Origin of the sequence: Acinetobacter sp. WU_MDCI_Abxd143, assembly GCF_025514195.1 — a bacterium.
Lineage (GTDB): Bacteria > Pseudomonadota > Gammaproteobacteria > Pseudomonadales > Moraxellaceae > Acinetobacter > Acinetobacter pittii_H.
Genome location: NZ_JAHPTH010000006.1, coordinates 50,968 through 77,869 on the forward strand (window position 1 = coordinate 50,968; position 26,902 = coordinate 77,869).

A 26,902-nucleotide genomic window follows, 5' to 3' on the forward strand; every position below is an offset into this window, starting at 1 on the left:
TAATAAAAAATTGAACCAATTCACACTTTGTTATTTTATAACAAAACTGAAAAATAAGAAAGGCCAGTATTTCTACTGGCCTTTCTTTAAACAACCTATTGATTAACGGTCGAATTTACGACGCGGTTTGTCATCAAAGCTACGACGCGGACGATCTTCACCACCGAAGCTACGCTTTGGACGATCTTCGCCACCAAACGCTGGACGCTCACCACGTGGTTTATCATCAAAGCTACGACGCGGTTTATCGTTGAAACCACCTTCGCGGCGTGGACGATCTGAGTTGAACTCACGACGTGGACGATCTTCGCCACCAAATGATGGACGTTCACCACGTGGTTTGTCATCAAAGCTACGACGCGGACGATCTTCACCACCGAAAGTACGTTTTGGACGGTCACCAAAACCATTTTCACGACGTGGTTTGTAATCTACACGGTTACCACGGTTGTCATCATTTGAGTCAAAACGCGGTTTATCGTTGAAACCACCTTCGCGACGCGGACGATCTGAGTTGAACTCACGACGTGGGCGATCTGAATTGAACTCGCGACGTGGACGATCTTCGCCACCAAATGATGGACGTTCACCACGTGGTTTGTCATCAAAGCTACGACGTGGACGGTCATCACGACCACCTTCACGGCGTTTGAAGTTGCTTTCGCCTTCAAAACGACGACCACCGCCAAAACCGCCACCACGACGACCATCACGACCACCGTTGCCGCCACGACCACGACCACCGCCATCACGACCTGAACGAGCAGGAGGTGGAGATGGCTCTAAGCCTTCAATTTCAGAAACACTTAAACGTGCATCTAAATAGTCTTCAAGCGCACGGATTTTACCGCGTTCACGATAAGTCGCTAAAGTAATTGCTTGACCTGTACGACCAGCACGACCTGTACGACCAATACGGTGTACATAGTCTTCATGTTTCATTGGTAAACCGAAGTTAATTACGTGAGAAATTGTCGGTACATCAAGACCACGTGCAGCAACATCTGTCGCTACCAAGATTTTTGCACGGCCTTCACGAATACTACGTAAACGACGGTTACGAACTGTTTGTGGCATTGCACCGTGAAGTGCAACTACAGAATGACCTGCTTCTGCAAGTTCTTCAGCCAACATATCTGTATCTTCTTGAGTGCTCGCGAATACAACCGCTTGATCAAGAGTTTCATCAGCCAACCAGTGAGTCAGAAGTTTCTTCTTGTGTTCGAAACCATCTGTCCAGTGTAAAGTTTGGGTGATGTCAGTGTTTGTACTGTGACCTGTTTCAATAGCAATACGCTCAGGTTCATTCATCATGCGCTCAGCAAGACGAATAATACGGTCAGCGAAAGTTGCAGAGAACATTAATGTTTGACGACGGTTACCAGCTAAATCGCTGATTGCTTCTAAATCTTCAGAGAAGCCGAGGTCTAACATACGGTCAGCTTCGTCAACGATTAAAGCTTCAACTTTATCTAACTTTAATTGACGACGGTTTACTAAATCTAATAAACGACCTGGAGTCGCAACAATAACTTGCGCGCCTTTAAGTTGTTGGATTTGCTTACCAAAAGGCATACCACCCATGATTGCAGCAATACGAACACCTTTCATGTGACGTACGAAAGCAATCGCATCTTGGCTAACTTGTTGAGCCAATTCACGTGTTGGGCATAAAACTAAAATATTAGGTTGAGTCACAGCTTTCATACGTTCTTTGAACGGAACAAAAGTTTCTTGACCAGCTAAATTATGTAATGTCGGTAATAAAAATGCCGCAGTTTTACCAGAACCAGTCTGGCTAGATACTAGAAGGTCTTTTCCTTCTAAAGCTGCAGGAATAGATTGTTCTTGCACAGGAGTCGGGGTAGTAAAACCTAAACCTTCAAGCGCTTGTTGTAAGGTTTCATGCAAAGAAAATTCGGCAAAAGTTTTGCTCATAGAGAGTTTCACCCTAGTGGGTGCTCCATTTTTAATAAATACAAAATAGACATCGGCACAAAGCGGCAAAGCAAAGTTAGCTGAAACGTTTTTTCAGCAGCAATCCGAGTAACGACGATGTGGACTAAACGCACGCTTGATTACGGCCGAACCTGAAGAATCGCTGAGCGATCGGGGCGCAAGAAATGGTCCTCTCTATGGACAGCGTGCGCTTACAATGAATAGAACAGAATGTTCAGGTAATGAACGGAAATTTAAGTGCGTGGGCGGATTATAGCAGAAAGAAATTAAAAGTCATGTGTTTTAATCAACTTTCTTCATATTTATTGAACTCAGTAACATTTACCCATGGCTAAAAAAATAAAACCCTCTGATAATAGAGGGTTTTATTTATAAATAATTAAATTATTTTGCGGCTTGAGCCCAAGCTGGAACTACAGTTTGCATTAAAGGTTTTAGCATTTTTAGTGAACTTGCAAGCACTTGACCATTTTCAAGAGATTCGTTACCACCGCGTGCATCAACCACTACACCGCCTGCTTCTTTAATAATAAGCTCACCAGCAGCGATATCCCATGGTTTTAAACCAAGCTCAAAGAAACCATCAAAACGGCCAGCAGCAACATATGCTAAATCTAGGGCAGCTGAACCACCACGACGAATTTGTGCGCCTGCTTGAGTAACCGCTAATAATGAAGCAAAGTGTTGTTCTGCATAAGATACGATCTCACCAGCACGTTTAGCGCGGTAAGGATGGCCTACTGCCAAGAATGTATTTTCTAAAGTATCTTTTACATTTACACGAATACGGCGTTGGTTCATGACCGCACCGCGACCGCGACTTGCAGAGAATAATTCGTCACGTACTGGGTCGTAGATTACGCCGTGTTGAGTAACGCCTTTATGCTGAACTGCAATAGAGATACAGAAATGAGGGAAACCATTAATAAAGTTTTGCGTGCCATCAAGTGGGTCAATTACCCAGCACCAGTCTGCATCGTGGCCTTTACCTTCTTGCAAACCGAACTCTTCACCTAAGAAGCTATGGTTTTTATAACTTTTACGTAATGTATCAATCGTCAATTGTTCCAAATAACGATCTACACGTGTTACCGGGCCATCAATGCCTTTCTCTTCAACTTGCAAATCGAGTTTATGACGATTTTGATGCGCTTTTAAAAGCTCTTGACCAACTGTTTGAGCCGCACGCGCAGCCATAACCACCATAGGTTCCATTGAACACCCACTACAATACAAATTTGAAGATTTTGACAAAGAATAATGCATAAAAGCGCATACATTTTAGCAAATGAATGCGCTTTAGGGGAAAAAATGTTTCAAAAATTTTATTAAAGGCTTAAACCACCTGATTTAGCTTAAGCCAAGCTCGTTCAATTGAGTTCAAAATACCTTTAGCATCTAGCCCGCAATCTTGTAGCATTTGACCATGTGACGCTTGCTGCAAGAACAAATCTGGTAGACCTAAATTAATGATAGGTTTAACAATTTGTTCTTGTGCCATGAACTCATTTACTGCACTGCCTGCACCACCCATAATCGCGTGTTCTTCAACAGTTACAAATAATTGTGTATGTTCAGCCAAATCACGAATAATTTTTTCATCAAGTGGTTTCACAAAACGCATATTTACAACACGCACACCAACATCATGTTTTTGTGAAAATTGCTCAGCAGCTTCTATGGCAACCATAACGCGACTACCAAACGCTAAAATCGTAATCTGCTCATCACAAGCAGGTTTAATTTCAGCAACTATTTCTGCCTTACCTAATTCAATAGCAGTTAGCTCTTGCTGAATTTCAACGCCTACCCCAGCACCACGAGGGTAACGTACTGCTGCTGGCCCATTATAAGCATAGGCAGTATGCAACATCTGGCGGCATTCATTTTCATCTTTTGGTGCCATGATGACCATGTTCGGAACTGTACGCATATATGCATAGTCATATGCACCAGCATGAGTTGGTCCATCTTCACCAACCAAACCAGCACGGTCAATACCGAAAGTTACATCAAGATTTTGTAATGCAACATCATGAATAAGTTGGTCGTAACCACGTTGCAAGAATGTTGAATAGATTGCAACAACAGGTTTTAAACCTTCACAAGCCATTCCTGCTGCAAGTGTTACCGCATGCTGTTCAGCAATTGCAACATCGAAGAAACGTTTTGGAAATTCTTTAGCAAACTTAACCATGCCCGAGCCTTCGCACATAGCTGGAGTAATCGCTAATAAACGTTCATCCTGTGCAGCTTCGTCACACAACCATTGACCAAATACATCAGAATATTTTGGTGGCGTTTTACCTACTGAAGTCGCATTAATTTTGCCAATTGCATGATAGGTAATTGGGTCAGCTTCTGCCGGAGTAAAGCCTTTACCTTTTTTAGTATAGACGTGGACTAAGCGTGGACCTTTACGCTTTTTCAATGCATTAAATACTTGAACGAGTTGATTTACATCATGTCCATCAAAAGGACCGAAGTAGTCAAAACCAATCGCTTTAAATAAATTATCGGCCGCATCTGTTGCCGATTGATGTAAACGAGAGTTGTACGTCCATTTCGGATGCGGCTGTACATAAGCCTCGCCATGTTCATCGACATTAACTAAATGACCTTTTTCCCAAATTGCAGCTAAATGCTTAGCAAAACCACCTGTACTGCAAGAAATCGACATGTCATTGTCATTAAGTACAACAATTAAATCAGCATCGTGTGCCACAGCATCGTTCATGGCTTCAAATGCCATACCTGCTGTCATTGCACCATCACCCACAATACAAACCACTTCACATGGGTCATTTTGATAGCGACGTGCTAAAGACATTCCTAAACCTGCCGAAATTGCAGTTGATGAATGCCCTACGCCAAAAGTATCAAAAACTGATTCTTCTCTAGCTGGAAATGCTGCCAAACCGTTCTTAGCACGGATTGTTGTCATTTGCTCACGGCGACCAGTCAAGACTTTATGTGGGTACGCCTGATGACCTACATCCCAAACTAATCGGTCATTTGGAGTATTAAAGCAATAATGCAGCGCAACCGTCAGCTCAACCACGCCGAGGTTAGCACCGAAATGGCCACCACTCTGGCCTGCTGCATATAAAATATATTGACGCAACTCATCAGCCACTTGAACCAATTGGCTATGCTCGAGCTGACGTAATTGTTGAGGATGATCAATTGCATCTAACAATGGCGTAACAGGGCGTTGAGTTGGAATTTCGGTATACAACATATGTGGCAAAGCCTTTATAAGCCTGGCAAATCCTAAGCTGGGTCAAAATGGGTCGATCATACAATCGAATGAAGTCACCTTCAATCAGCCACATTTGCGAACGAGGTCATGCAAAGCAGTCTCTCATACAGTATGGGTATGGTTGGCAGATTATCCTGAATAATCTGACTATTTATCAACTATTATCGTCTTCTTTATACAAAAAAGAAAACCTTAGTGCTCAAAATGATTATGACAATTCGACCAATCTCCCAGCATTACGCTATACTTTAAACCGTTTTCGGTTAAAAGATGAGTTAATCTGTGCCTATAGAGTTCATTGCAACATCAAAACTCCCGACTGCTTTTGGTGAATTCAATATTTCTGTGTTTCAAGATCCAGTATCAGGTGAAGAACATGTGGCACTGTCTAAAGGGTTAGAAAATCCACCCACAGGCCCTGTTTTAGTACGTGTTCATTCAGAATGCTTAACAGGTGATGCTTTTGCGTCATTAAAATGTGACTGCGGCCCTCAATTACAGGCAACTCAAAAGCTCATTAACGAAGCAGGTCAAGGCGTTATTTTATATTTACGCCAAGAAGGCCGTGGTATTGGGCTTACGAATAAAATTCGTGCGTATGCCTTACAAGATCAAGGTCATGACACGGTAGATGCAAATTTACTTTTAAATTTGCCAGCTGATGCGCGCCGTTATGACATGTGTAGCATTATGCTCGATCACTTAAAAGTAAAAGAAGTTAAGTTAATTACTAACAATCCTTTGAAAATTCAGGCACTCAAGGATCAAGGTATTAATGTGGTTGGTCGTGTTCCTTTAACGGTTGGACGTAATCCTTTTAATGAACAATATTTAAAAACTAAACGTGAACGCATGGATCACCTTTATCAAAAAGATGATTTCTAAAACAAAATTATAAACTTAAAAATAATTGGAAGGGATTTTTAAGACATTTCTTAAAAATCCCTTACTTTTTTTATGGTTTTGTGTTTTGATGTATCTATCTCCTATCTCAATCATCTTTGAGGGTCACTATGCAACATCCGACTTCAACAGATATTCAACGTGTCCGCGAATTTCTCCTCGATTTACAAGCCCGTATTTGTGCTGGTTTAGAACAACAAGAAAAAGCTGGCGGTGGTACGGGTGAATTCATTATTGATGATTGGGAACGTCCAGAAGGTGGTGGTGGTCGTTCACGAGTTTTACAAAATGGCACCGTGATTGAAAAAGGTGGTGTGATGTTTTCTCACATCAACATTAGTAAACTGCCCGCTTCTGCTACAGAAAGACATCCTCAAATTGCTGGTGCTAAAGCACAAGCGCTTGGTGTGTCATTAGTCATTCACCCTAAAAACCCGAATATTCCAACCTCCCATGCCAATGTACGTTTATTCGTTGCAGAGCCTGAAGGACAAGATCCAATTTGGTGGTTTGGCGGTGGTTTTGACTTAACACCGTTCTATCCAGATGAACAGGATGTTATCGACTGGCATCAAGCCGCATATGACCTATGCCAGCCTTTTGGTGACAATGTCTACGCTGAACATAAAAAATGGTGTGATGACTATTTCTATCTAAAACATCGAGATGAACAGCGTGGTGTCGGTGGTTTATTCTTTGATGATTTAAATTGCTGGGATTTCGAAACCTGCTTTAAATATATCCAAGCTGTAGGCAATAGTTATTTAAATGCCATTCTGCCAATTTTTGAAAAACATCGTGAACAGCCTTATACCGAAGCTCAACGAGAGTTCCAGCTTTACCGTCGTGGTCGTTATGTCGAATATAATTTAGTCTATGACCGCGGAACATTGTTTGGCTTACAAACAGGTGGACGTATTGAGTCTATTTTAGTCAGCCTGCCTAATCTTGCAGCTTGGTCATATCGTCCAGAATGGGATGAAGACTCACCAGAGAAACGTTTAACCGACTATTACTTAAAACCACGTGATTGGTTAAACCTAAAAGAAAAAGTTGCTTAATTTTTTGCTTTTCGGAGATTCTTTGGCTTCCACCCTAAAGAATCTCCTTTTTTATTTTCAATTTTCTGAATCTCATTCAAATATTTTTTCTTATTAAAATTTGGCTTATAGTGAGGCCTGCTGAAAATTCAGTACAGACTTTATCTGCCTCATGCCATTTTAAAATTTTGGATATAAGAATGACCAAACAGTTTGCAGTAATTGGCAACCCCATCGAACAATCACGCTCTCCTGAATTGCATCATGCTTTCGCTCAAAAAACAGGTGTTGACCTAGACTACCAAAAACGTCTCGCGCCTCTTGATGGTTTTGAGCCGAGTATGCGTAGTTTCTTTGAAAATGGCGGGAGTGGCATGAACGTTACCGTACCGTTCAAAGAACAGGCGTTTGCTTTGTGTGATGTGCTGACTGAACGTGCTCAAATTGCCAAAGCTGTAAATACACTTTGGATGGAAAATGGCAAATTGCATGGTGACAATACAGATGGCCAAGGCTTAGTTGCCGCAATTCAAGCTTTAGATTGGAACCTAGAAAATACAACTATTTTAATTTTAGGTGCTGGTGGTGCAACTCGTGGTGTTATTTACCCGCTTGTGCAGGCTGGCGCTAAAAAGATTGTGATTGCAAACCGGACTATTGCTCGTGCTGATCAACTTGTAGATGACTTAAAAGCAGCAGTCCCACAAGCTCAATTACAAGCAATTTCTCTAAATGAGCTAGAAGGGAAATTTGATATTGTAATTAATGCAACTTCTGCAAGCCTATCTGGTGATGCATTACAACTACCAGAAAATTTAGAGTTCAAATATGCCTATGAGATGGCCTACGGCAAGCCATCTAGCTTTCTTGATCAAGCCAAACAGCGCAATGTACCTTATGCGGAAGGTTTTGGCATGCTCGTTGGTCAGGCCATTGAAGCTTTCTATATTTGGAATGGCGTAAAGCCAGAATTAAAAGATTTTCTATAAGTCAAAAAAGAACCTACTTAAGTAGGTTCTTTTTATCTCAGCTATTATTTTTTAGCTGCAACCATCTGTTTATAAACATCTCGGAAAATCTCATAATCAATAAATTCATTATGTTCAGGTTTTAAATTCTGAATTGTTTTTTCCGTAAGTTGCTGTTTGCGAGCAGCGACATAAACTTTACCTAAAATATCAGCTGTTTCTGACAACAAATGTTTTTCTTCATCAGAAGTACCATTTTGTTTTTCAAACTCTAATTGATACTGTTTTGAGAAAAGCTGTTCAGGTTGCTTATATTGTTTCTGTAGTTTTTGCCATGCTTCACGCCCAGCTTCACCTTGTATTGTTGTGATCACAATATGGTCCACAGCTCGGCCTAAGTCATTATCAAATTGGTCTTCTTGCTCAAGATGATGCTTTTTCTGCAACGCCTCAATACGTTCTAAAGCTTTACCTTGTGGGTTATAGGTTTCCTCTTCAGAGAACCAGTAAGCATAAACCTCGGCAATTTCTTGCAACTGTTGAACTGAATAATAATTAATATATGACGGTTTTTCGGCAGTTAATTTTGCAATAAACACAGCCTTATAAGTTTTGTCATAAGTATGCGTTGCATCATAAGTTTTATCTGCAAGCACAGCCAGATTTGCATCTAAATCTTGCACATCGCTATGGATGCCCACAGGATGCTCTGAAACATCACTTTGCCCAAGCTTTTCGCCAAAACCTTTAATAAAGTTTTCAAGCATAGAACCTTTACTTGCTTCAGCTACAGACTTAGCTTGTTTAAGCTGCTGCTGATCAATTGAAGTCGCTTTCCCATAATTGAGAATTTGCATATCTGCTTTAATATTAAAGCGGTGCTTAAACTCAGCTGGCGTATAATCGACATCGTAGTCCATATTAACTGCACGGCCTTTGTCATCTAAAGCTACATCAATTGTGATAGGGTTTCTTTGCTTCGGTAAAGCTTGTTCAATTTCGTCCTTATGTTTTAACCAAAGAGTTTTAAATGCTTCATCATTAATAAACTGGTTTTGGTTATAAGCTTCAAAAGTTTGCTTTAAAGCGTCCTGACGAGACTTGATTTGCGCTTTTTGGATACTTGTATCGCTCTGATCTAGCACATCAATACCGTAGATCTGACAATAATTAATATCACCTAAAGCGACTGGTTTTTTAAGTGATTTTAATTCAATACATTGATCTTCAGACAGTGCAACTACTTCTTCATTTTCTGAAGTTTGTTCAGCCTCTGCTACAGCCACATCACCCGCCTCTTCACTAGAAGCAGATTCTACTTCTTCATCTTCAGAAGTAGAGGTATTACCTAAATGAGCATTAACAAGTGAGTACAACTGTTGACTAACAGCAGCGGCATCATCAGAAGAAACTTTTTGTTTTTCTTTACCAGCAATGCCTTTTTTCGCATCAGAAGAAGCAATCTCTGCGGCAAGCGTTTCAGCAAGTTTTTCCTCATCAACACCTAAAACAATTTTTTGAAGATATTTTTCATTGACTTGCCCGTACAAATCTACTTCTAAAAGCAATTGCTCAACCGTCGTTTTTAAACGAATTTTTTCAACCGCACCCGCTTTACGATCAGCCTCAGTCAACGATACACGTTGTAAGTTTTGCGGTTCAGCTAATCGGTATGAAACAGCACTTGAAGCTTTAAGATATTCAATAAACTTTTTCATATCGACATTTTTAAAGAAGGCTTTATATTTTGAGAAATCAATATAGGCCAAATTATTTTGATTATCTTTATTGACCAGATATGGCATCAAACCAAAATAATTTATGTAAAACTTATAATTCTCAAGGTCAAGCACCATTGGCAATTTTGCCTGAACTAAAAGTGTCGGTTTTTCATATTTGGCAGTTAAATTAAATGAACCCATTTTTTGACGATAATGTATTGAGCCGTCATAACTAAACTGCAAATCATTTAACAAATTAAATAATACGGCATTAATTTTTTCAGAACGTGCAGATGAAGTCAGTCCCAAATCACCTTGTTCATTTGCAATCGCTGCATATAAGGTTTGTTTCTGCGCCCGACTTAAGGCAACTTTTTGCTCACGTAAATATTGATCAACTTTCTTCTGTAATTCAGCATCTAACTTAGAAGTATTCTCAGCTTTTACATTTTGTTTTAGTTGTGAGGGATCAACGGTAATTTTAAAGTTTCCGCGATAATCATAACTCGGGTATTCATACATCGCATTAACACTTTGAATAGCTTTTTGCTCTAAACTCGCAGATGCCACCTGTGGACGCACGTTGTGTTGTGTACATGCGGTCAAGCCCAAACTAAATAAACATAAACTGAGATATTTTAAATGCATAACCTTTTTTAAAACCTTATCGCTTTATCTTTTTAACAAAACTTGCTAAAAATAAGAAAATTAGTTGTTTTTTCACATAAAAGTATAAGTCCCGACTTTAGCAGAAATTATAATTTCAGGTGTATTTATTTTCGACAAAATTCGCTTTTCTGACATTTCTTTCGGGTGCGATTAACATTGTATTTTTATCATGCGAGTGAATAATCAAATCATCGATTCAGATAATCCCACAATGATTCAAAATTAGGATTAAAGCCATGCCAGCATATAAAGCTCCGCTACACGATATCCGCTTCTTAATGAATGAAGTACTAGACTATCCTGCCCACTACAAAACTTTATCGAACGGTGAAAATGCAGATCCTGATACAGTAGATATGATTCTTGAAGGTGCGGCAGATTATTGTGAAAACGTATTGTCGCCACTTAACCAATCTGGTGATGAAGAAGGTTGCCATTTTGACAACGGCGAAGTAACTACTCCTAAAGGCTTTAAAGAAGCTTATGACCAATTCGTAATGGGCGGTTGGCAAGGTCTTTCTTACCCAGAAGAATTTGGTGGTCAAGGCCTTCCAATGTCTTTAAATCTGATTAAATCAGAGATGATGGGTACTGCAAACTGGTCATTTACCATGTACCCAGGTTTAAGCTCTGGTTGTATGAATACTATTTTGCAATTCGGTACTGATGAGCAAAAACAAACATATATGCCTAAGCTTGTTGAAGGTACTTGGAGCGGCACAATGTGCTTAACCGAACCTCAATGTGGTACAGACTTAGGACAGGTAAAAACTAAAGCTGAACCTCAAGCAGATGGTACTTATAAAATCACTGGTACAAAAATCTTCATTTCTGCTGGTGAACACGATCTAACTGAAAACATCATTCACATCGTACTCGCACGTCTTCCAGATGCACCTGCTGGTACTCGTGGTATCTCATTATTCATCGTACCAAAATTCATGCCTACAGCTGATGGAGGTGTTGGTGAGCGTAATACAGTGGCTTGTGGTTCAATCGAACACAAAATGGGAATCCGTGCATCTGCAACTGCGGTACTCAACTTTGATAATGCAACTGGTTATTTAATCGGTGAAGTGAACAAAGGCCTACATGCAATGTTTACCTTCATGAATACAGCACGTATTGGTACTGCTGTTCAAGGTATTGCACACGCTGAGTTATCGTTCCAAGGCGCATTACCATATGCCAAAGATCGTATGTCAATGCGTGCGCTTTCTGGTAAAAAAGATCCAGATAAAGTTGCTGATGCAATTATTCACCATGCAGACGTACGCCGTATGTTGTTAACTCAAAAAGCAATCGCTGAAGGCGGTCGTTCTATGATTTACTACGCTGCTCAAATCGCTGACAAAATGACAGACGCTTTAGCACGTGGTGATCAAGCTGCTTTTGAAGACTACGATGATAAACTTGGTTTCTATACACCAATTTTAAAAGGTTTCTTAACTGAACTTGGTTTAGAAGCTGCTAACCACGGTATGCAAGTTTACGGTGGCCATGGCTACATTAAAGAATGGGGTATGGAGCAAATTGCACGTGATGCACGTATTGCGACCTTGTATGAAGGAACAACTGGCGTTCAAGCACTCGACTTGATTGGCCGTAAAGTGTTGTTAAGTTCAAAAGGTAAAGTAGTTCGTGAATACACTGCTGAAATCTTAAAATTCTGTGCTGCACATGCACGTAATAAATATTTACGTCGTTTTGCTTGGGACTTAACTAAACTTTGTGCTCAGTGGAACACTTTAACAGTTCGTATCATGCTTGCTGCACGTAAAGACCGTGACATCGTATCTTCTGCTTCTGTAGATTTCTTGATGTTCTCAGGCTACGTGATGATGGCTTATTTCTGGGCTCAACAAGCTGTGGTTGCTTCTGAGAAATTAGAAGCAGGTAACGGCCAAGAAACTGCTGAATTCTATAAAGCAAAAATCAAAGTTGCTGATTTCTACTTCGACCGTTTATTACCGCGTGCTCAAGGTCATGCAGAATCAATGGTGACTACATCTCGCACATTAACATCATTACCAGTGGAACACTTTAGCTTCGATTACTAATCATTGTTAAATAGTGAAACGAAAAAGAGCGCAATATAAATTGCGCTCTTTTCATATAAAGAGGTATCTATTCTTTAGTTAAAACATAAGCCTGATTTGGAACAAAATAGTTTTGCTCTAAAAACTCACGATTTTTTCCATAGTCGCTATACAGTAATTTTTCTAAATTCGTGACCAATTTTTTATTTGAATCAAGATTAAAATAAAAATTAACTTTAGATAATGGACATTGAATTGTTAGCTCGCGCTCTTTTTCATCTACTTTCCAATTTAGAGTAGGACATAACTGATTTACAGCGGCACTTTTAGCACCGTCCTTACTTCCCACACGACCAAAATGGACAACATTCCAATAAGCTGACCCATTTGGTAATAAATTTAAAATGTATTCTGCTTCGCCTGATTCACAATCAGCAAAAGCATCCTCGCATGAAATACGAGTGTGATATCGCCCTACATATTGCAATGAAGTTGCATTTAATTTTTGGGTTTGATCTGAGGTATCTTCAGGTAAAAAAGTTCGTCCAGCGACATAATCCAATGTTTTTATAGACGTACTACTTTTTATTAAGTTTTCTTCATGATTAGAACTTGTAGTTGAGTGATCTTTTGAATTGGTATGGTTTATATCGCAAGCACTGAGTGTCATGCACATCGCAGCCACTACAACCACATGCTTAACTGAAAAACGAGACCACTTCAAAGACATATACATTATTCACAGATAACAGCTACAGCTACATTTACGATTCAAATCAAGTATTAGCTGATTGCCGCTTTAAACTCTTAAGCCCTGAAAGGGTGCATTTTAGTAGATGTTAGTTTCGTTCATTTCAATCCTTTACATATTTTAACTATTTTACTTTTTAAAGGACTTTAAACCCGTTATTTCGTCTCCATATTTTTATTAAGCAAGAGTAATAGCTTCTTGTAACTTTTATCTTTAAGGAGAATTAGATGGCCAGTTCTGGTTTATATCGCTCGAACCGACACAGCATGATCGCCGGTGTAATGGGTGGTATTGCTGAACGTTTTGGTTGGAACGTAACTTTACTACGTGTCATTTTTGTTTTGATCTCAATTATGAGTGCTGCCTTTCCAGGAATTTTAGTTTATCTGGTTTTATGGTTAGTGATTCCTAAAAAACAGCCAGAACATATTGAAGGCTATCGACAATCCGTCCGAACAGTAAATGAAGAACAAGTACGTTAATTCATAACTTTGGTCGCTACGGTTGCATCCCCTAATCAACCGTAGCTTTTTTTATTCTAGAAATTATAGCTTTCGATTTAACTGTTGCTGCAATGCAGCAATCATATCTGCACGGCTAATCATTCCTATAAGCTTACGATCTTCAACAACAGGAATGTAATTAAAAGACTTTTCAACAAAGTATGGCACCAAATCTTGAATAGGTTGAGTTGGCAGTACGGTAACCACCCTACGGCTCATAATTTGTTTTACATAATGCTGCCAAGAATTCCTTGGGTCGGCTGCACCTTTAAACCACTCTACGACTTCATATAACGCTAAAGTTCCGACCAAATGGTTTTCTGCATTTACTACAGGTAGGCTCATTAAGTTCACTTGTTTAAACTTATCGAGTGCCTGATGAATATCATCATCTTCATGTAGTTTAATCACATCACGACTCATAATATCCTGACAGATATATTGATTTACCATACGCTCATTGGCATGTTCCTGAGCTTCTAAAATGATTTTTTCTAAATCATATTGGCTAATATCTAAAAGTTCAGTGTGATGCCCTAATGCATACTCAATATCTTTCGGCTGAATCGATACTTTTTGAGTTGGCGTTGGGTCCTTACTTCGCTCATTTAAATGCGCGGTAACCGGATAATGTCGCCCAATCAATCGATTAAAGAAAACAGCAAACCCAAGTAGAAGTAACGAATTGAGTAAAACTGGATAAAAAATAAAGTAAAAGCCCAACTTATGAATTGTGGCTCCACCTAGTACTGCTGTAATCGCAACCGCTCCACTCGGTGGGTGCAAAGAGTCAGTGGTCATCATTAAAAATATGGCAAAACCTACCGCGACACTAAAAGCTGTAGTTAAATCAGGAATCCACTGTGCACAGGCTACACCAATAATTCCGGCTAACGTATTACCAACAATCACATTCCATGGTTGGGCCAAAGGACTAGTCGGCACAGCAAACAATAGAACAGATGAGGCACCCATTGGGGCGATGTACCATGCATTAATTCCACCCAGAACATACCAGCTAATTAAGGAGGAAATTGCTAAACCACACAAAGCTCCAATTCCGCAAAGTAATCGTTCTTTTAATGGTAGAACCTTAAAATTTGGCTTTAAAATCTGTAACCATTCTGGCTGTATAACACTCACAGTACACCTTAGGGGATATGCCGTTATTTATAACGGGCAAAAGTATACGCCCAAAGACACATAAAGTGCATTTAAATTATACCTTTTAACTATCAGAAAACTTATTAAACCTATTCTTACTATTCTAATACTTTAATATTCAATCAATTTTTCATTTAAATAACGCCAATAACGCTTCGGCAAATATTGCACATGAAGTTTTATATTTTGCCGTTCAGTAATATTTACGCTCTTAAAATAATCCTTCCAAAGCTGATCATATAAAACTTCCTGCTCATCAAGCTCAAGCTGAAAGCTTTGGCTCATTCCATTTTTTAAATTACGATCAACATCCGAGGCTTCTAATGAAACTTCATGTATTTCACGTAAATCATAATAGATTCCAAACTTGCGTTGTTCATCATAAATAAGCCAACGTTGATCTTGATAACGCCGTTTAAAATGAGGCTGAATAAGCGGTAAAACATTAAAATCGGGACGTACTAAACTTAAAAAAAGCTCATCTTTAGTTTTCTTAAACCGAATAAAAGCTTCCATCCGATGCTTCTCTCGCCCGACCTTTTTCGTCCACTGCGCAATCGCTAAAACACTAGGATTTGAATAATCTTTTTCAATGGAAACATGGCTAGTAAACACATAGATACAATAATCAAATAAGTGCTGATAGGCGTCTAAAGATTCAGATAAAGAGGCAAAATAAAATTGTTTTAACGAAGATGGTGAAAGCTTTTTTTGTAGCGCTGACCACACACGCTCAGCATGCTGCTCGTTATTTGCAACCTCAATTTTATCGGCAAATAAGCCATGTTGAGCTACATTATTCAAACAGAGCCTGACCTGTAATTCTTTAAATTGAAATGCACGAAAAACACAGCTCAGCAGCCCAACCATTGAACCATCAAAATAGTAAGCCACTTCATCATTAAACATTGCTAAAACCCAAGGCTTAATTGTGGCGAGAGTTGCTGCACATATTTCGAAGATCCCTGCGTTAAAATCTGCTGCCGAATAAAACTTGATGATAGTTCTTTTTGGAATTTTGGACTGTCTTCGCAGCGAATAAAGAATTTTGCACGCTGATAGGCTACGCCGAGTTTTTTTAATAAATCGATATGGATTTTTCCAAAACGACGAGCCTGTACAATTTTCTTGGCCGATTTCACCCCAATGCCCGGCACACGCAAAATCATTTGATAATCGGCACGATTTAAATCTACTGGAAACTTTTCAGGATGCCTTAAAGCCCAGCTTAATTTCGGGTCTACATCAAGGTCTAAGTTTGGGTGTTTTTCATTGACAATTTCATTAACTTCAAAACCGTAAAAACGCATTAGCCAATCGCTTTGATAGAGTCGGTTTTCCCGTAGTAATGGCGGTGCAGAACCCACTGCTGGCAAGTAATTATTTTCGGTATTAATTGGGATATAACCAGAAAAATAGACGCGTTTGAGTTTAAATTCTTTGTAATGCTTGTCTGCCATAAACAAGACATCTTGGTCTGACTCTTGATGGGCCCCCACTACCATTTGTGTGGTCTGCCCTGCTGGCACATACTTTGGGACATGCTTAATGATTTGTCGCTCATCTTTAAGCTGAATCAGCCTGTCACGCACTAATCCTAAATCTTTTTGCACTTCCTGATGTGATTTTTCTGGGGCAAAAGTTTTTAGCCCAATTTCGGTCGGCATCTCTAAATTAATACTCATGCGGTCAGCATATAAACCTGCTTCATGAATCAGTTCAGGCGATGCTCCTGGAATCGTTTTTAGGTGAATATAGCCATTAAAGTTTTCTTCAAGGCGCAGCTTCTTTACGACTTGAAGCATACGCTCCATCGTATGATCTGCCGATTTAAAAATGCCAGAGCTTAAAAATAAGCCTTCAATATAATTACGGCGGTAAAAATTAATGGTTAAGTCTACGACTTCTTGTACGGTAAATGCTGCACGCTGGACATCATTAGAACGGCGTGAAACACAATAGGCGCAGTCAAAAATACATACATTACTAAATAGAATTTTTAAGAGAGATACACAGCGGCCATCTTCAGTATAGCTATGACAAATACCCGAATGGCTGGCATCACCTAGACCTTTATCTTTGTTTTTACGGTCACTGCCACTTGATGAACAAGACACATCATATTTAGCAGCATCGGTAAGAATCTGTAGTTTTTCTCGAATGCGATCAGACATATCAAACGACTCATTTATGGCATCGTTTAAAAAATATCATTTTGCATTCTTAAATTTAATCCAGTGAAGTACGCTCGGCGTCATAAGGTGACGTGACAATCCCCCGAAAAATAAAACGGAATATCGCAATTGAGCAGATAAGCTGTGATATAAAAAGAGGTTCGCTTTTTTGTATGGGTACAACACCAATGCTGAATCCCATTTTTTCTTTTTTTAAACTTCTCATTCGTAATTTAAATGTAAATGAAGATCAAATTTGGAGATGTTTGTCATTGACTACACCTCTCTATGCTTCCATCACTATTTATATCTTTTTTCTTATTTTTATGTTTTACCCCAACATTATTAGATTTGAACTGCCTGATTTTAAATTCATCTTTCAATTCGGATTATTTATTGGATTCTTACTCCTTATCTACTACATCTTCGTATTTTTTCCTGCCATTTTTGTTCAACTTAAATTACATAGGTATCATCGTATTAATTTTTTTACCGTCATTCTAAGCGCGCTGTTTCTTACGTACGTCATTCCAACCTTACTTATGTTGATATTCGCACCACTAGAACAGTTTGAATTCTTTGTGATTGAATTCTTCTATGTATTAGGTCCATTTTCGTTGATCTATGCTGTCATCTATTGGATATTACTGCTCAGAGCAGATCTCAAACAGCATTTAAAAAACGGGACGTAATTCCCCAACTAGCCTTTGCCACTCACCACCAAAATCCTTATACTTAACCACAATTTTTGTTTGATTCCAGTGGATGCACCATGAGTCGTGCTATATCGCATATTGATACATTTCAGGGTTTAATTCTTGCCCTACAAAACTATTGGGCCGAACAAGGCTGCGTCGTACTACAACCGTACGACATGGAAATGGGCGCTGGAACATTCCACACCGCAACATTCTTACGTGCTTTAGGGCCTGAAACTTGGAATGCTGCATACGTTCAACCTTCACGTCGTCCAAAAGATGGCCGCTATGGTGAAAACCCGAACCGTTTGCAACACTACTACCAGTTCCAAGTGGTACTTAAGCCAAATCCAGACAACATCCAACAGCTTTATCTCGATTCTTTAAAAGCAATCGGGATTGATACGCTTACTCACGACATCCGTTTCGTAGAAGACAACTGGGAATCTCCAACGCTAGGTGCTTGGGGCTTAGGTTGGGAAGTTTGGCTTAACGGTATGGAAGTAACTCAGTTCACTTACTTCCAACAAGTCGGTGGTGTCGAATGTTACCCAGTAACAGGCGAAATCACTTACGGTTTAGAACGTCTTGCAATGTACCTTCAAGGTGTTGACTCGGTTTATGACCTTGTTTGGACCAAAGGCCAATTTGGTACTGTAACTTACGGTGACGTATTCCATCAAAATGAAGTTGAACAATCGACTTATAATTTTGAATACGCTCCAGTTGAAAAGCTATTTGAACTGTTTGATTTTTACGAATCAGAAGCAAACCGTTTAATTGAAGCAAAACTTTCTCTTCCTGCTTATGAGCAAGTCGTTAAAGCTTCTCATACCTTTAACTTGCTTGATGCACGTGGTGCAATTTCTGTGACTGAGCGTCAACGTTACATTTTACGTGTACGTACTTTAGCGCGTGCTATTGCACAAAGTTATGTACAAGCGCGTGCAGAACTTGGCTTCCCAATGGCAGAATCACACCTACGTGATGAAGTATTGGCACAGCTAAAAGCACAAGCTGAAAGTGAAGCAGCAAAGGCGGAGAAAAACTAATGAGCAAACATACTGTTTTATTCGAACTTGGCTGTGAAGAGCTTCCACCAAAAAGCTTAAAAACTTTACGTGATGCATTACAGGCAGAAACGGTAAAAGGCTTAAAAGATGCTGGTTTAAACTTCGCATCAATTGAAGCTTATGCAGCTCCACGTCGTTTAGCGCTCAAAATTGTCGACATCGATGCTGCACAAGCTGATACACAAAAACGTTTTGACGGCCCTGCAGTTCAAGCAGCTTACGATGCAGAAGGCAACCCGACTAAAGCACTCGAAGGCTTTATGCGTGGTCAAGGAATTACTGTAGACCAGCTTTCTACTTTCCAAGCTGGTAAAGTTGAAAAAGTTTGCTATTTAAAAGATGTGAAAGGTCAAAGTCTTGACGCTTTACTTCCACAAATTTTACAAACTGCATTAGACAATTTACCAATTGCTAAGCGTATGCGTTCTGCTGCAAGCCGTACCGAGTTTGTGCGTCCGGTTAAATGGGTTCTTTTACTCAAAGACGACCAAATTGTTGACGCAACTATTCAAGATCACAAAGCTGGTAATGTGACTTATGGTCACCGTTTCCACGCACCAGAAGCAGTGACTTTAGCGCATGCAAATGACTATTTAGCTGCTTTAGAAAAAGCTTACGTTGTTGCGAACTTTGAAAAACGTCAAGCAACCATTCAAGAACAAGTGAAAAAGTTAGCTGATGAAGTTAACGCGACTGCGATTGTTCCAACTGACTTACTTGATGAAGTAACAAGCCTCGTTGAATGGCCTGTAGCTTTACGTGCAACTTTTGAAGAACGCTACTTAGCTGTTCCTCAAGAAGCTCTTATTACGACAATGCAAGACAACCAGAAGTATTTCTGTTTGATCAATGCAGAAGGTAAATTACAGCCTTACTTTATTACTGTTTCAAATATTGAGTCTAAAGATCCGACTCAAATTATTGAAGGTAACGAAAAAGTTGTTCGCCCTCGTTTGTCTGATGCTGAGTTCTTCTTCTTACAAGATCAAAAGCAACCGCTTGCATCTCGTAAAGAAAAATTAGCAAACATGGTATTCCAAGCACAGCTTGGTACGCTTTGGGACAAATCAACACGTATTGCAAAACTTGCGGTTGCATTATCTTCAATCACTGGTGCAAACCCAGCCGATGCTGAAAAAGCTGCATTACTTGCTAAATGCGACTTAACCTCTGAGCTTGTTGGTGAATTCCCAGAACTTCAAGGTATTGCGGGTACTTACTACGCACGTATTGAAGGTGAAAACACTGAAGTTTCAGAAGCTTTAGGTGAGCAATATTTACCAAAATTTGCTGGTGATGTTTTACCTAAAACCAAAACAGGTACAACCATTGCCCTTGCTGACCGTTTAGATACGCTTGTTGGTATTTTCGGTATTGGACAAGCGCCTACAGGTTCTAAAGACCCGTTTGCACTTCGTCGTTCAGCAATTGGTATCTTACGTTTAATCATTGAAAATGAATTAGATGTAACAATTGAAGAGTTAGTGAATCTTGCACTTCAAGGTTATGGCGATATCGTTAAAGACCACGACAAAACTCGCGCTGACGCGGTTGCATTCTTGGAAGGTCGTTACCGTGCTAAGTATGAAGACCAAGGTGTTGCTGTTGACGTACTTCAAGCGGTTCAAGCACTTGCACCAAAATCTCCACTCGATTTTGACAAGCGTGTAAATGCTGTTAACCACTTCCGTACATTACCTGAAGCTGCTGCACTTGCTGCTGCGAACAAACGTGTTGCTAATATTCTTGCAAAAGAAGCAGCATCAGAAGGTTCTGTAGTTGAAGCGAACTTGGTTGAAGATGCTGAAAAAGCATTATTTGCCGAGCTTCAAGCAGTGACTCCTGTGGTTGAACCATTACTTGCAGCAAAAGACTACACTGCCGCACTCTCTAAGCTTGCAGCACTTCGCGCACCGATTGATGCATTCTTTGATTGTGTAATGGTAATGGCAGATGATGCTGACCTGAAAGCAAACCGTTTACGTTTATTGGCTCAGTTGCGTAGCTTGTTTACTGCAGTGGCTGATGTGAGTGTGTTGCAGGGTTAAAATTATATAAAAATTAATTTTTGTATAATTAAGCTTTAATAAAAACCATGTTTTCACTCTAGTTGGAAACATGGTTTTTTATTGAAGAATTTCATTCAATATAATTATAAATGATTATTTTACATCCAATTAATAAATAAGAATTATTTACTTCCTTCACTTTTTATCCACAATTCAATAAACTAAAACAAATAATTACCAAACTTAACAAAGTACCATTGCAATGAAAAACTTAAATTTATTACTCATATCGACATTATTATTTACTGGATGTGCCACGACTAAATCGATTCAATATCCAGCTGCGGGTAAACAAACCTCTCTTTCCGTTTCTTCAGAACAATTATCTTCAATGACTGAATCAGGTGCAGGTGATTACTTTATAAAAGACAGCCAAATATTAGTTGGTGATTCAAGTAATGCTTCTGCCAGCCCAGTTTCTGGAATGTTTGGTCTTATTGGGGTAGGTGTTGCAATGGCAATTGATAAAAATGCAAATAGTTCAGCCATTGAAAAAAGCTCTCTCAATCAGCCTATTAAATTTGACCAGTTAATACATCAAAAAATTACTGACTCCCTCACCCAAAATAAAGCTGATCCTACAATCAAATTACTAGATTTAAATCAGGCATCTGAAGTTAAAATTGTGCCTTATTCACGTCTTTCTTTCCGTGAAAAGCCAATTGTAAAAGTAAATTTTGGTTTAAAGACCCAATTTAAAAATGCGGCAGACAATAATGCAGATACAAAACGCTTATATCACTATGTAAGTAAGGATCGTATTTCTTTAGCTGAATGGGAAGCTCAAAATAATTTATTATTTATGAAAAAAGCAGATCAAGCATTTAGCGCTCTTAGCCAAGTATTCACTTTAGATTTACAACATCAATTAAATTTAAAAGCATTTGATGAGAGCAAGCAAAAGAACTGTAAAACTAATGCAGATACATCCTTAGTTTCTTTTATCCAAACTCCTGACAATTTATGTGTTGGTGTAGTTAAAACAAATAAAGGAGATGTATTCGAAAATAGTATTTATATTGTTGAGCAATAATAAATATTAACCAAATACATTGGAGAACTACTTAAATTTAAGTTGTTCTCTAATGTAATCAAACAAATGCTTTAATTTCTTCTAAACTTTTCGATGGTTCAAACCACATAAAATCATAATTGGCCACATCATGAATATAAAACGGATCATTTTTCATGATTTCTTCAGCTTCTTGAACCGAAGAGCTTAAAACTAAAATTACCCCGCCTACTCTATTTTCTCGACGTCCCGATGCCAGAAATTTCTTCTGCTCATAGTAATGATCTAAAAAAGCAATATGCTCTTTGAGTACAGCATCAACTTCGGCTAATGTTTTTTTATAAGTCAGGGTAACAACAATCATCTCATTCTCTTAAAGTAAGCAGCACATGACATAACATCAATCTACAGATCCTTTAATTATCTATAGCTTATTCGATAGTACGCCTATTCCCCCAATTCATCCATACCAAGCTCCCCACAATAATCACTCCACCTAACAGCACCATCATTGATGGTTTTTCATTTAAGAAAACAACGGCTAAACTCATCGCGACAATCGGCGAACAATATAAAAAATTCGATGCAATCGTTAACGGCATATTTTTAAGTACATAGCCCCAAAGTACATACGCCATCGCACTTGGGAAAATACCCAATAAGACAACCGACATATTGGCTTGCCAAGTGGCATGTAAAATCTCATCAGGCAAATGAGCACTATAAAAAAGTAAAGGAATGGTTCCGAACCAGATGATGTAGCACATCATGCTCAAAGCATCATAATTTAAAGCAAATTTTTTATATAAATTAAAGTACAGACCCCATGCAATTGCAGCTAAAACAATCAACAAACTATAAGGGCTCGGTACACCAAAACCATGGTCACCACTGACTACCAAAATGGCGCCACAAAGACCGAGCAAAATACATAACCATTGTTTAAACCGAATTTGCTCTTTAAAAACTAAAGCTGAAATAATAAAGGTAAATAACGGAATAGACTGACTTAAAATGCTGGAGGCAACCGCAGTCACATATTGTTGCCCTGTATTTATCAGCAAATGATGCAGTGTTACGGAGAAAAATCCTAACACCCCAAGCGCAGGAGCATCTTTCCACTTTAAAGGCTGAATGCCTTTTTTTATGACCAAAAGCAGCAAAAAAAACGATGCAATCAAAAAGCGAAGTAAGGCAATGTGCTGCGGGGTATATGAATGCAAAGCACTATGCACACCAATAGGTGAATAGCCCCAGCAAAAGACTGTCACAGCAATACATAAATAGAGCTTAAATGCGGGAGGCTGAGTTTCGGCAGCAAGAGAAATTGCCATGTTAAATCTGCACTAATGAAATGGAACCCTTTCATCATATGCGCATGGATAATTCAATAAAATTAACTTATATTGAGTTTAATATTCATTAAAAGTGAATGATAAAACATGGATATCGCTCAATTAAAGATGTTCCAAACCGTGGTTGAATGCGGAACAATGGCAAAGGCATCAATGCAACTGCACTGTGTACCCTCCAACATTACGACACGGATTAAACAACTCGAAGAAGAGCTTGGTGCACCTTTATTTTATCGTGAAGGTAAAGCTTTAAAACTCACTCCATCAGGAGAAATTTTCCTAGATTATTGCCATAAAATTTTAGCGCTATGCGATGAAGCGAAACGAAGCATTCATCCAGATGCCCCACCTTCTGGTCCATTAAAAATTGGAGCAATTGAATCTTCTGCTACCACTCGTCTGCCAAACTTACTTGCGAAATATCATCAACGTTTTCCAGAAGTTTCTATTCAAATTATTACTGGCACATGGAAACAGTTACTAGTCGATATTTCTCAACATAAACTTGATGGTGCAATTGTTGCGGGTAATATTGAGTTTCCAATGCTCAATCAACTCAGTATTTACCAAGAAGATATGGTCTTAATTGCATCTCACTCTTTGGGAGAGATTCATTGCCAAGAAGATTTGATTGGTAAAGAAATTTTTATGTGGACTGAAGGCTGTCCTTACCGCGCAGCTCTCGAAGAATGGCTTAAGCTTAAAAACATCTCTCTTCCCATCACCAGCATTACCAGCTATGCCACGATTATTGGCTGTGTCAGTGCAGGCTCAGGGGTAGCTTTAGTGCCTAAAAGTATTTATGAGCAATATAAGAATTTGGCTCATATCCAAAGTTATAAATTTGAATATCTTGCCTTTATGCAAAATCACTTTTTCTGGCACAAAAATGTGAGCAACCATAAAGCCAGAGACATGTTTATAGAATTGATTAAGACTGAATTTAGTTTATGAATCATTGCAATGATTCGTTTAGCGCTATTAAATGATGATTTATCGTAATCAAATCGTATGGGTTTTATCTCATTGCAGTACAAGCTTTATTTTTAACAGTAAGATCACCACTTCATGTTTTGATTCTGGTTGGGGAGATTGATCCATATGAAAACCTTACAAGTGTTATGCGTTGCAAGTTCTATATTGGCTTCATCAACCTTATTTGCAGAAACAACACAGCCACAGCAAGTTGTTGAAACGACACCTAAAACACAACCTTATGGTGACAATCCTAGCTTAGGGCGCGTACTGTTGTATAAAACAGGCAAAGGTATACAAAATTTAGGAAACTCTATTCAAGGTGCTTCTGAAAAAACATCGAATAAAATTAGTGAGAAATGGCAAAATACCAAAGAATTCACTGCTGAAAAAGCAGAAGTGGTTCAACAAAAAGCAGATACCGCCAAAGTATTTACCGAACAGAAAATAGAGCAAGCCAAACAAAATATTACCAGTAGCCGAAATGGTGAAAATATTCCGATCGAGCAAGGTGAATTAAGTAAATCGAGCACAACAGCTAACTAATTTTTTGGATAGCGCGATAACTTCGCGCTCTTATAAACACAGATATTCATCTAGAAATAATGTCATTAACTATAAGAAAGTTGGGAATCTGCCTTATGAATAGTCAAAAACTCCTCTTTACAACACTATGCTGCTTAGCATTAACTGCATGTGCGACCTCTACACCTCCTTCTTCATCTTATTCTCAGGCACAAGTTTTAGAACAAGATACAAATATCGAGGCTTATCCCTCTACCACAGGTAATGTAGCCAAACTCATTAAACAAGATAAACAGGCTTGTATGATTGAATTTACTGGCTATTTAGGGGGCGGACATGTAACTGAGCACTGGACTTTTAATAATAATGGTCTGATTTCAGCGACCTCATCGACTATGCAGTATCCTGATGAATCAGGCATATTAAATCAGGCAACCAACTCTACAACCAAAAGTTCAACGACATTTAATATTCAAGATCCAGAAATTCAGAATAATTTCAAGAAACTCCAAAACAACTTTAATCCAGCAAATCTAGCAAAGTGTAATTAATACTTTTACATAAAAAGCCCGTTGCAGAAGTTACCCTTTGCAACGGGTTATAGCCATTTATAAATTTCTTGGACCTAATTTAAAAAATTATAAATAAGCTATTTAATTAATAGTCAAACCATTTGTTGCTGCCAGTAAATCAATACGAGGGAAAACCAATCCCGTTCTTGGGTCAGTAATTGGTTTACCTGTCGTTTTTAAACGACTAATCGTTTGATCAATACTTTCTGTCGGACTCACACTATTCGCTCGTAATAAAGCAATCGCGCCAGCTACATGCGGTGTCGCTTGAGATGTACCACCCATGGTGTAACCACCCGCCGTGATCATTGCTCCCGGTGCCAATAAGGTCACAAGACTACCACCATTACTAAAGCACGCTACCTTATCTGCCGCTGTGGTTGGGTCCGAACATTTCACAGGGTTCCCCCATGACACACCACCAATATTACTATCATAAACAGCACCTACTCTTACTGCACCAGCTACACAAGCAGGAGATGAGATGCCATCTGAAAATGCATCATTACCTGAAGCGACTACAGGCACCACACCAGCAGCTCGTGCATTGGCAAATGCCGTTCCATAACTGCTATCACTACACTCAGAGGTATATTTAACACCCGGTACGCCAAGGCTCAAGTTAACTGCTTTAATATTATAGGTTTGTGCATTATTTACAGCCCAGTTAATCCCTGCGAGGATATCACTATCATAAGCTGTGCTTACCCATTTACCTTGGGATCTCACTTTTCTAAAGACATCAATGCCTATAATTTTGGTCTTGGTAGCAACCTTAGATACGATCCCTGAAACATTACTACCATGCCCATCATCATCTAAAGCGCCATCATCTGGTGCACTATCAAATGAATAAACCACTCGACATGTGTTTGATGGTGTATTTACTGCCGTACAGCCAAAATCAGAGTGAAGATAATTCACACCTGTATCAATCACCGCCACACTAGAGCCTTCGCCCGTAAAACCATTGGTATTGGCTTGTGGTTGATTAATTAAAGGTAAACTTTCATTGGTCGTAGTCTGGTTAATACGGTTCGGATAAACCGCTTTAACATTTGGATCATTTAATAAAGTCACCAAAGCTTCGCGATTACTAATTCGATAGAAAGCTAAAGGCAAATTATTGTAGTCCCGAAGTACTTGTACACCACCAGCACGGTTAAACCTTGCCTGTATATTCTTTTTATTTGTTGCAATATAACTCCGCCGTTCTAAACCGGAAGGCACACTCACCGAAGGAATATTGTATTCGACGATTAAATCATTCGAATCATTATTAACCAAGGCATCCAAATCGATTTTGCCCTGAAATACTTTTTGTTTTGCTGCTTGATTTAACCGCTGTTTAGCACCTTTAGAGTCCAAAGGAAGAGCGGATGCAGTTGTACTTAATATTGTACATAGACCTAATAGAAATAACGTTTTACTTTGCATTATTTTTCTCCGTAGTTTTTCAACTAACAATTT

The 26,902-nt window shown here is 39.0% G+C and carries 22 protein-coding genes; 11 read left to right on the forward strand and 11 right to left on the reverse strand.

Annotated elements, in window-relative coordinates:
* Positions 1-102: 102 nt before the first annotated feature.
* The 3 genes from KTI79_RS12475 to dxs form a co-directional block, all read right to left on the reverse strand.
* A complete protein-coding gene (locus KTI79_RS12475) occupies positions 103-1,938 on the reverse strand; it encodes a DEAD/DEAH box helicase (protein ID WP_086265765.1) in 1,836 nt (611 codons plus the stop codon).
* Between the two features lie 405 nt (positions 1,939-2,343).
* Positions 2,344-3,174, reverse strand: coding sequence for an inositol monophosphatase family protein (locus tag KTI79_RS12480; protein WP_005078362.1), 831 nt, complete (start codon positions 3,172-3,174; stop codon positions 2,344-2,346).
* A 121-nt stretch (positions 3,175-3,295) separates the two neighbouring features.
* Entirely contained in the window at positions 3,296-5,200 is a 1,905-nt protein-coding gene (gene dxs / locus KTI79_RS12485; protein WP_046811839.1) for a 1-deoxy-D-xylulose-5-phosphate synthase, read from the reverse strand.
* A gap of 303 nt (positions 5,201-5,503) precedes the next feature.
* Between dxs and ribA the strand changes: the two genes are divergently transcribed.
* The 3 genes from ribA to aroE all read left to right on the forward strand — a co-directional run bounded on the left by ribA (position 5,504) and on the right by aroE (position 8,153).
* A complete protein-coding gene (ribA, locus tag KTI79_RS12490) occupies positions 5,504-6,106 on the forward strand; it encodes a GTP cyclohydrolase II (protein ID WP_002116908.1) in 603 nt (200 codons plus the stop codon).
* A gap of 128 nt (positions 6,107-6,234) precedes the next feature.
* Complete coding sequence (gene hemF, locus KTI79_RS12495; protein WP_086265764.1) at positions 6,235-7,185, forward strand: oxygen-dependent coproporphyrinogen oxidase; 951 nt, start codon at positions 6,235-6,237, stop codon at positions 7,183-7,185.
* A 179-nt stretch (positions 7,186-7,364) separates the two neighbouring features.
* On the forward strand, positions 7,365-8,153 hold the full coding sequence (aroE, locus tag KTI79_RS12500) for a shikimate dehydrogenase (RefSeq protein WP_086265763.1): 789 nt from the start codon (positions 7,365-7,367) through the stop codon (positions 8,151-8,153).
* Between the two features lie 44 nt (positions 8,154-8,197).
* Here the strand turns inward: aroE and KTI79_RS12505 are convergent, their stop codons facing one another.
* Positions 8,198-10,501 (reverse strand): hypothetical protein, encoded by a 2,304-nt coding sequence (locus KTI79_RS12505; RefSeq protein WP_086265762.1) that lies wholly within the window; start codon positions 10,499-10,501, stop codon positions 8,198-8,200.
* Between the two features lie 257 nt (positions 10,502-10,758).
* On the opposite strand from KTI79_RS12505, the gene KTI79_RS12510 reads away from it, so the two are divergent.
* The gene (locus KTI79_RS12510; RefSeq protein ID WP_064786488.1) at positions 10,759-12,582 is read left to right on the forward strand and encodes an acyl-CoA dehydrogenase C-terminal domain-containing protein; all 1,824 of its coding nucleotides are present in this window, start codon (positions 10,759-10,761) and stop codon (positions 12,580-12,582) included.
* 67 nt (positions 12,583-12,649) lie between these two features.
* Here KTI79_RS12510 and KTI79_RS12515 read toward each other — a convergent pair whose 3' ends face one another.
* On the reverse strand, positions 12,650-13,291 hold the full coding sequence (locus KTI79_RS12515; protein ID WP_086265783.1) for a hypothetical protein: 642 nt from the start codon (positions 13,289-13,291) through the stop codon (positions 12,650-12,652).
* Positions 13,292-13,539: 248 nt separating this feature from the next.
* On the opposite strand from KTI79_RS12515, the gene KTI79_RS12520 reads away from it, so the two are divergent.
* Positions 13,540-13,794, forward strand: a complete 255-nt coding sequence (locus KTI79_RS12520; protein WP_002116779.1) for a PspC domain-containing protein — start codon at positions 13,540-13,542, stop codon at positions 13,792-13,794.
* Positions 13,795-13,857: 63 nt separating this feature from the next.
* Here KTI79_RS12520 and KTI79_RS12525 read toward each other — a convergent pair whose 3' ends face one another.
* From KTI79_RS12525 to KTI79_RS12535, 3 genes are all read right to left on the reverse strand, one after another.
* Complete coding sequence (locus KTI79_RS12525; RefSeq protein ID WP_086265761.1) at positions 13,858-14,958, reverse strand: HPP family protein; 1,101 nt, start codon at positions 14,956-14,958, stop codon at positions 13,858-13,860.
* A 132-nt stretch (positions 14,959-15,090) separates the two neighbouring features.
* A complete protein-coding gene (locus KTI79_RS12530) occupies positions 15,091-15,888 on the reverse strand; it encodes a TIGR03915 family putative DNA repair protein (protein WP_086265760.1) in 798 nt (265 codons plus the stop codon).
* 2 nt (positions 15,889-15,890) lie between these two features.
* A complete protein-coding gene (locus tag KTI79_RS12535) occupies positions 15,891-17,153 on the reverse strand; it encodes a putative DNA modification/repair radical SAM protein (protein WP_086376069.1) in 1,263 nt (420 codons plus the stop codon).
* Between the two features lie 772 nt (positions 17,154-17,925).
* On the opposite strand from KTI79_RS12535, the gene glyQ reads away from it, so the two are divergent.
* The 3 genes from glyQ (at position 17,926) to KTI79_RS12550 (ending at position 22,026) form a co-directional block, all read left to right on the forward strand.
* Positions 17,926-18,903, forward strand: a complete 978-nt coding sequence (gene glyQ / locus KTI79_RS12540; protein WP_086265759.1) for a glycine--tRNA ligase subunit alpha — start codon at positions 17,926-17,928, stop codon at positions 18,901-18,903.
* On the forward strand, positions 18,903-20,972 hold the full coding sequence (gene glyS, locus KTI79_RS12545; protein WP_086265758.1) for a glycine--tRNA ligase subunit beta: 2,070 nt from the start codon (positions 18,903-18,905) through the stop codon (positions 20,970-20,972). Before glyQ ends, glyS begins: the two co-directional genes overlap by 1 nt.
* Before the next feature lie 223 nt (positions 20,973-21,195).
* Positions 21,196-22,026, forward strand: coding sequence for a hypothetical protein (locus KTI79_RS12550; RefSeq protein WP_000793438.1), 831 nt, complete (start codon positions 21,196-21,198; stop codon positions 22,024-22,026).
* A gap of 58 nt (positions 22,027-22,084) precedes the next feature.
* Here the strand turns inward: KTI79_RS12550 and KTI79_RS12555 are convergent, their stop codons facing one another.
* Both KTI79_RS12555 and KTI79_RS12560 read right to left on the reverse strand, forming a co-directional pair.
* Positions 22,085-22,369, reverse strand: coding sequence for a YciI family protein (locus KTI79_RS12555; RefSeq protein WP_086265757.1), 285 nt, complete (start codon positions 22,367-22,369; stop codon positions 22,085-22,087).
* Positions 22,370-22,436: 67 nt separating this feature from the next.
* The gene (locus KTI79_RS12560) at positions 22,437-23,339 is read right to left on the reverse strand and encodes a DMT family transporter (protein WP_086265756.1); all 903 of its coding nucleotides are present in this window, start codon (positions 23,337-23,339) and stop codon (positions 22,437-22,439) included.
* A gap of 108 nt (positions 23,340-23,447) precedes the next feature.
* On the opposite strand from KTI79_RS12560, the gene KTI79_RS12565 reads away from it, so the two are divergent.
* The 3 genes from KTI79_RS12565 (at position 23,448) to KTI79_RS12575 (ending at position 25,411) form a co-directional block, all read left to right on the forward strand.
* Positions 23,448-24,314, forward strand: a complete 867-nt coding sequence (locus KTI79_RS12565; RefSeq protein WP_086265755.1) for a LysR family transcriptional regulator — start codon at positions 23,448-23,450, stop codon at positions 24,312-24,314.
* A gap of 147 nt (positions 24,315-24,461) precedes the next feature.
* On the forward strand, positions 24,462-24,881 hold the full coding sequence (locus KTI79_RS12570; RefSeq protein ID WP_017481690.1) for a hypothetical protein: 420 nt from the start codon (positions 24,462-24,464) through the stop codon (positions 24,879-24,881).
* Positions 24,882-24,976: 95 nt separating this feature from the next.
* Positions 24,977-25,411 carry a hypothetical protein gene (locus KTI79_RS12575; protein ID WP_068530122.1) on the forward strand — a complete coding sequence of 145 codons (435 nt, stop codon included), beginning with the start codon at positions 24,977-24,979 and terminating at the stop codon, positions 25,409-25,411.
* Positions 25,412-25,513: 102 nt separating this feature from the next.
* Here the strand turns inward: KTI79_RS12575 and KTI79_RS12580 are convergent, their stop codons facing one another.
* Positions 25,514-26,869, reverse strand: coding sequence for a S8 family peptidase (locus tag KTI79_RS12580; RefSeq protein ID WP_086265753.1), 1,356 nt, complete (start codon positions 26,867-26,869; stop codon positions 25,514-25,516).
* Between the last annotated feature and the right edge of the window lie 33 nt (positions 26,870-26,902).

Bases quoted from the DNA above. Each gene is read 5' to 3' on its own strand.
- KTI79_RS12475 (WP_086265765.1), bottom strand. From the start codon at position 1,938: ATGAGCAAAACTTTTGCCGAATTTTCTTTGCATGAAACCTTACAACAA.
- KTI79_RS12480 (WP_005078362.1), bottom strand. From the start codon at position 3,174: ATGGAACCTATGGTGGTTATGGCTGCGCGTGCGGCTCAAACAGTTGGT.
- dxs (WP_046811839.1), bottom strand. From the start codon at position 5,200: ATGTTGTATACCGAAATTCCAACTCAACGCCCTGTTACGCCATTGTTA.
- hemF (WP_086265764.1), top strand. From the start codon at position 6,235: ATGCAACATCCGACTTCAACAGATATTCAACGTGTCCGCGAATTTCTC.
- aroE (WP_086265763.1), top strand. From the start codon at position 7,365: ATGACCAAACAGTTTGCAGTAATTGGCAACCCCATCGAACAATCACGC.
- KTI79_RS12505 (WP_086265762.1), bottom strand. From the start codon at position 10,501: ATGCATTTAAAATATCTCAGTTTATGTTTATTTAGTTTGGGCTTGACC.
- KTI79_RS12510 (WP_064786488.1), top strand. From the start codon at position 10,759: ATGCCAGCATATAAAGCTCCGCTACACGATATCCGCTTCTTAATGAAT.
- KTI79_RS12515 (WP_086265783.1), bottom strand. From the start codon at position 13,291: ATGTCTTTGAAGTGGTCTCGTTTTTCAGTTAAGCATGTGGTTGTAGTG.
- KTI79_RS12520 (WP_002116779.1), top strand. From the start codon at position 13,540: ATGGCCAGTTCTGGTTTATATCGCTCGAACCGACACAGCATGATCGCC.
- KTI79_RS12530 (WP_086265760.1), bottom strand. From the start codon at position 15,888: ATGTTTAATGATGAAGTGGCTTACTATTTTGATGGTTCAATGGTTGGG.
- KTI79_RS12535 (WP_086376069.1), bottom strand. From the start codon at position 17,153: ATGTCTGATCGCATTCGAGAAAAACTACAGATTCTTACCGATGCTGCT.
- glyQ (WP_086265759.1), top strand. From the start codon at position 17,926: ATGAGTCGTGCTATATCGCATATTGATACATTTCAGGGTTTAATTCTT.
- glyS (WP_086265758.1), top strand. From the start codon at position 18,903: ATGAGCAAACATACTGTTTTATTCGAACTTGGCTGTGAAGAGCTTCCA.
- KTI79_RS12550 (WP_000793438.1), top strand. From the start codon at position 21,196: ATGAAAAACTTAAATTTATTACTCATATCGACATTATTATTTACTGGA.
- KTI79_RS12555 (WP_086265757.1), bottom strand. From the start codon at position 22,369: ATGATTGTTGTTACCCTGACTTATAAAAAAACATTAGCCGAAGTTGAT.
- KTI79_RS12560 (WP_086265756.1), bottom strand. From the start codon at position 23,339: ATGGCAATTTCTCTTGCTGCCGAAACTCAGCCTCCCGCATTTAAGCTC.
- KTI79_RS12565 (WP_086265755.1), top strand. From the start codon at position 23,448: ATGGATATCGCTCAATTAAAGATGTTCCAAACCGTGGTTGAATGCGGA.
- KTI79_RS12570 (WP_017481690.1), top strand. From the start codon at position 24,462: ATGAAAACCTTACAAGTGTTATGCGTTGCAAGTTCTATATTGGCTTCA.
- KTI79_RS12575 (WP_068530122.1), top strand. From the start codon at position 24,977: ATGAATAGTCAAAAACTCCTCTTTACAACACTATGCTGCTTAGCATTA.
- KTI79_RS12580 (WP_086265753.1), bottom strand. From the start codon at position 26,869: ATGCAAAGTAAAACGTTATTTCTATTAGGTCTATGTACAATATTAAGT.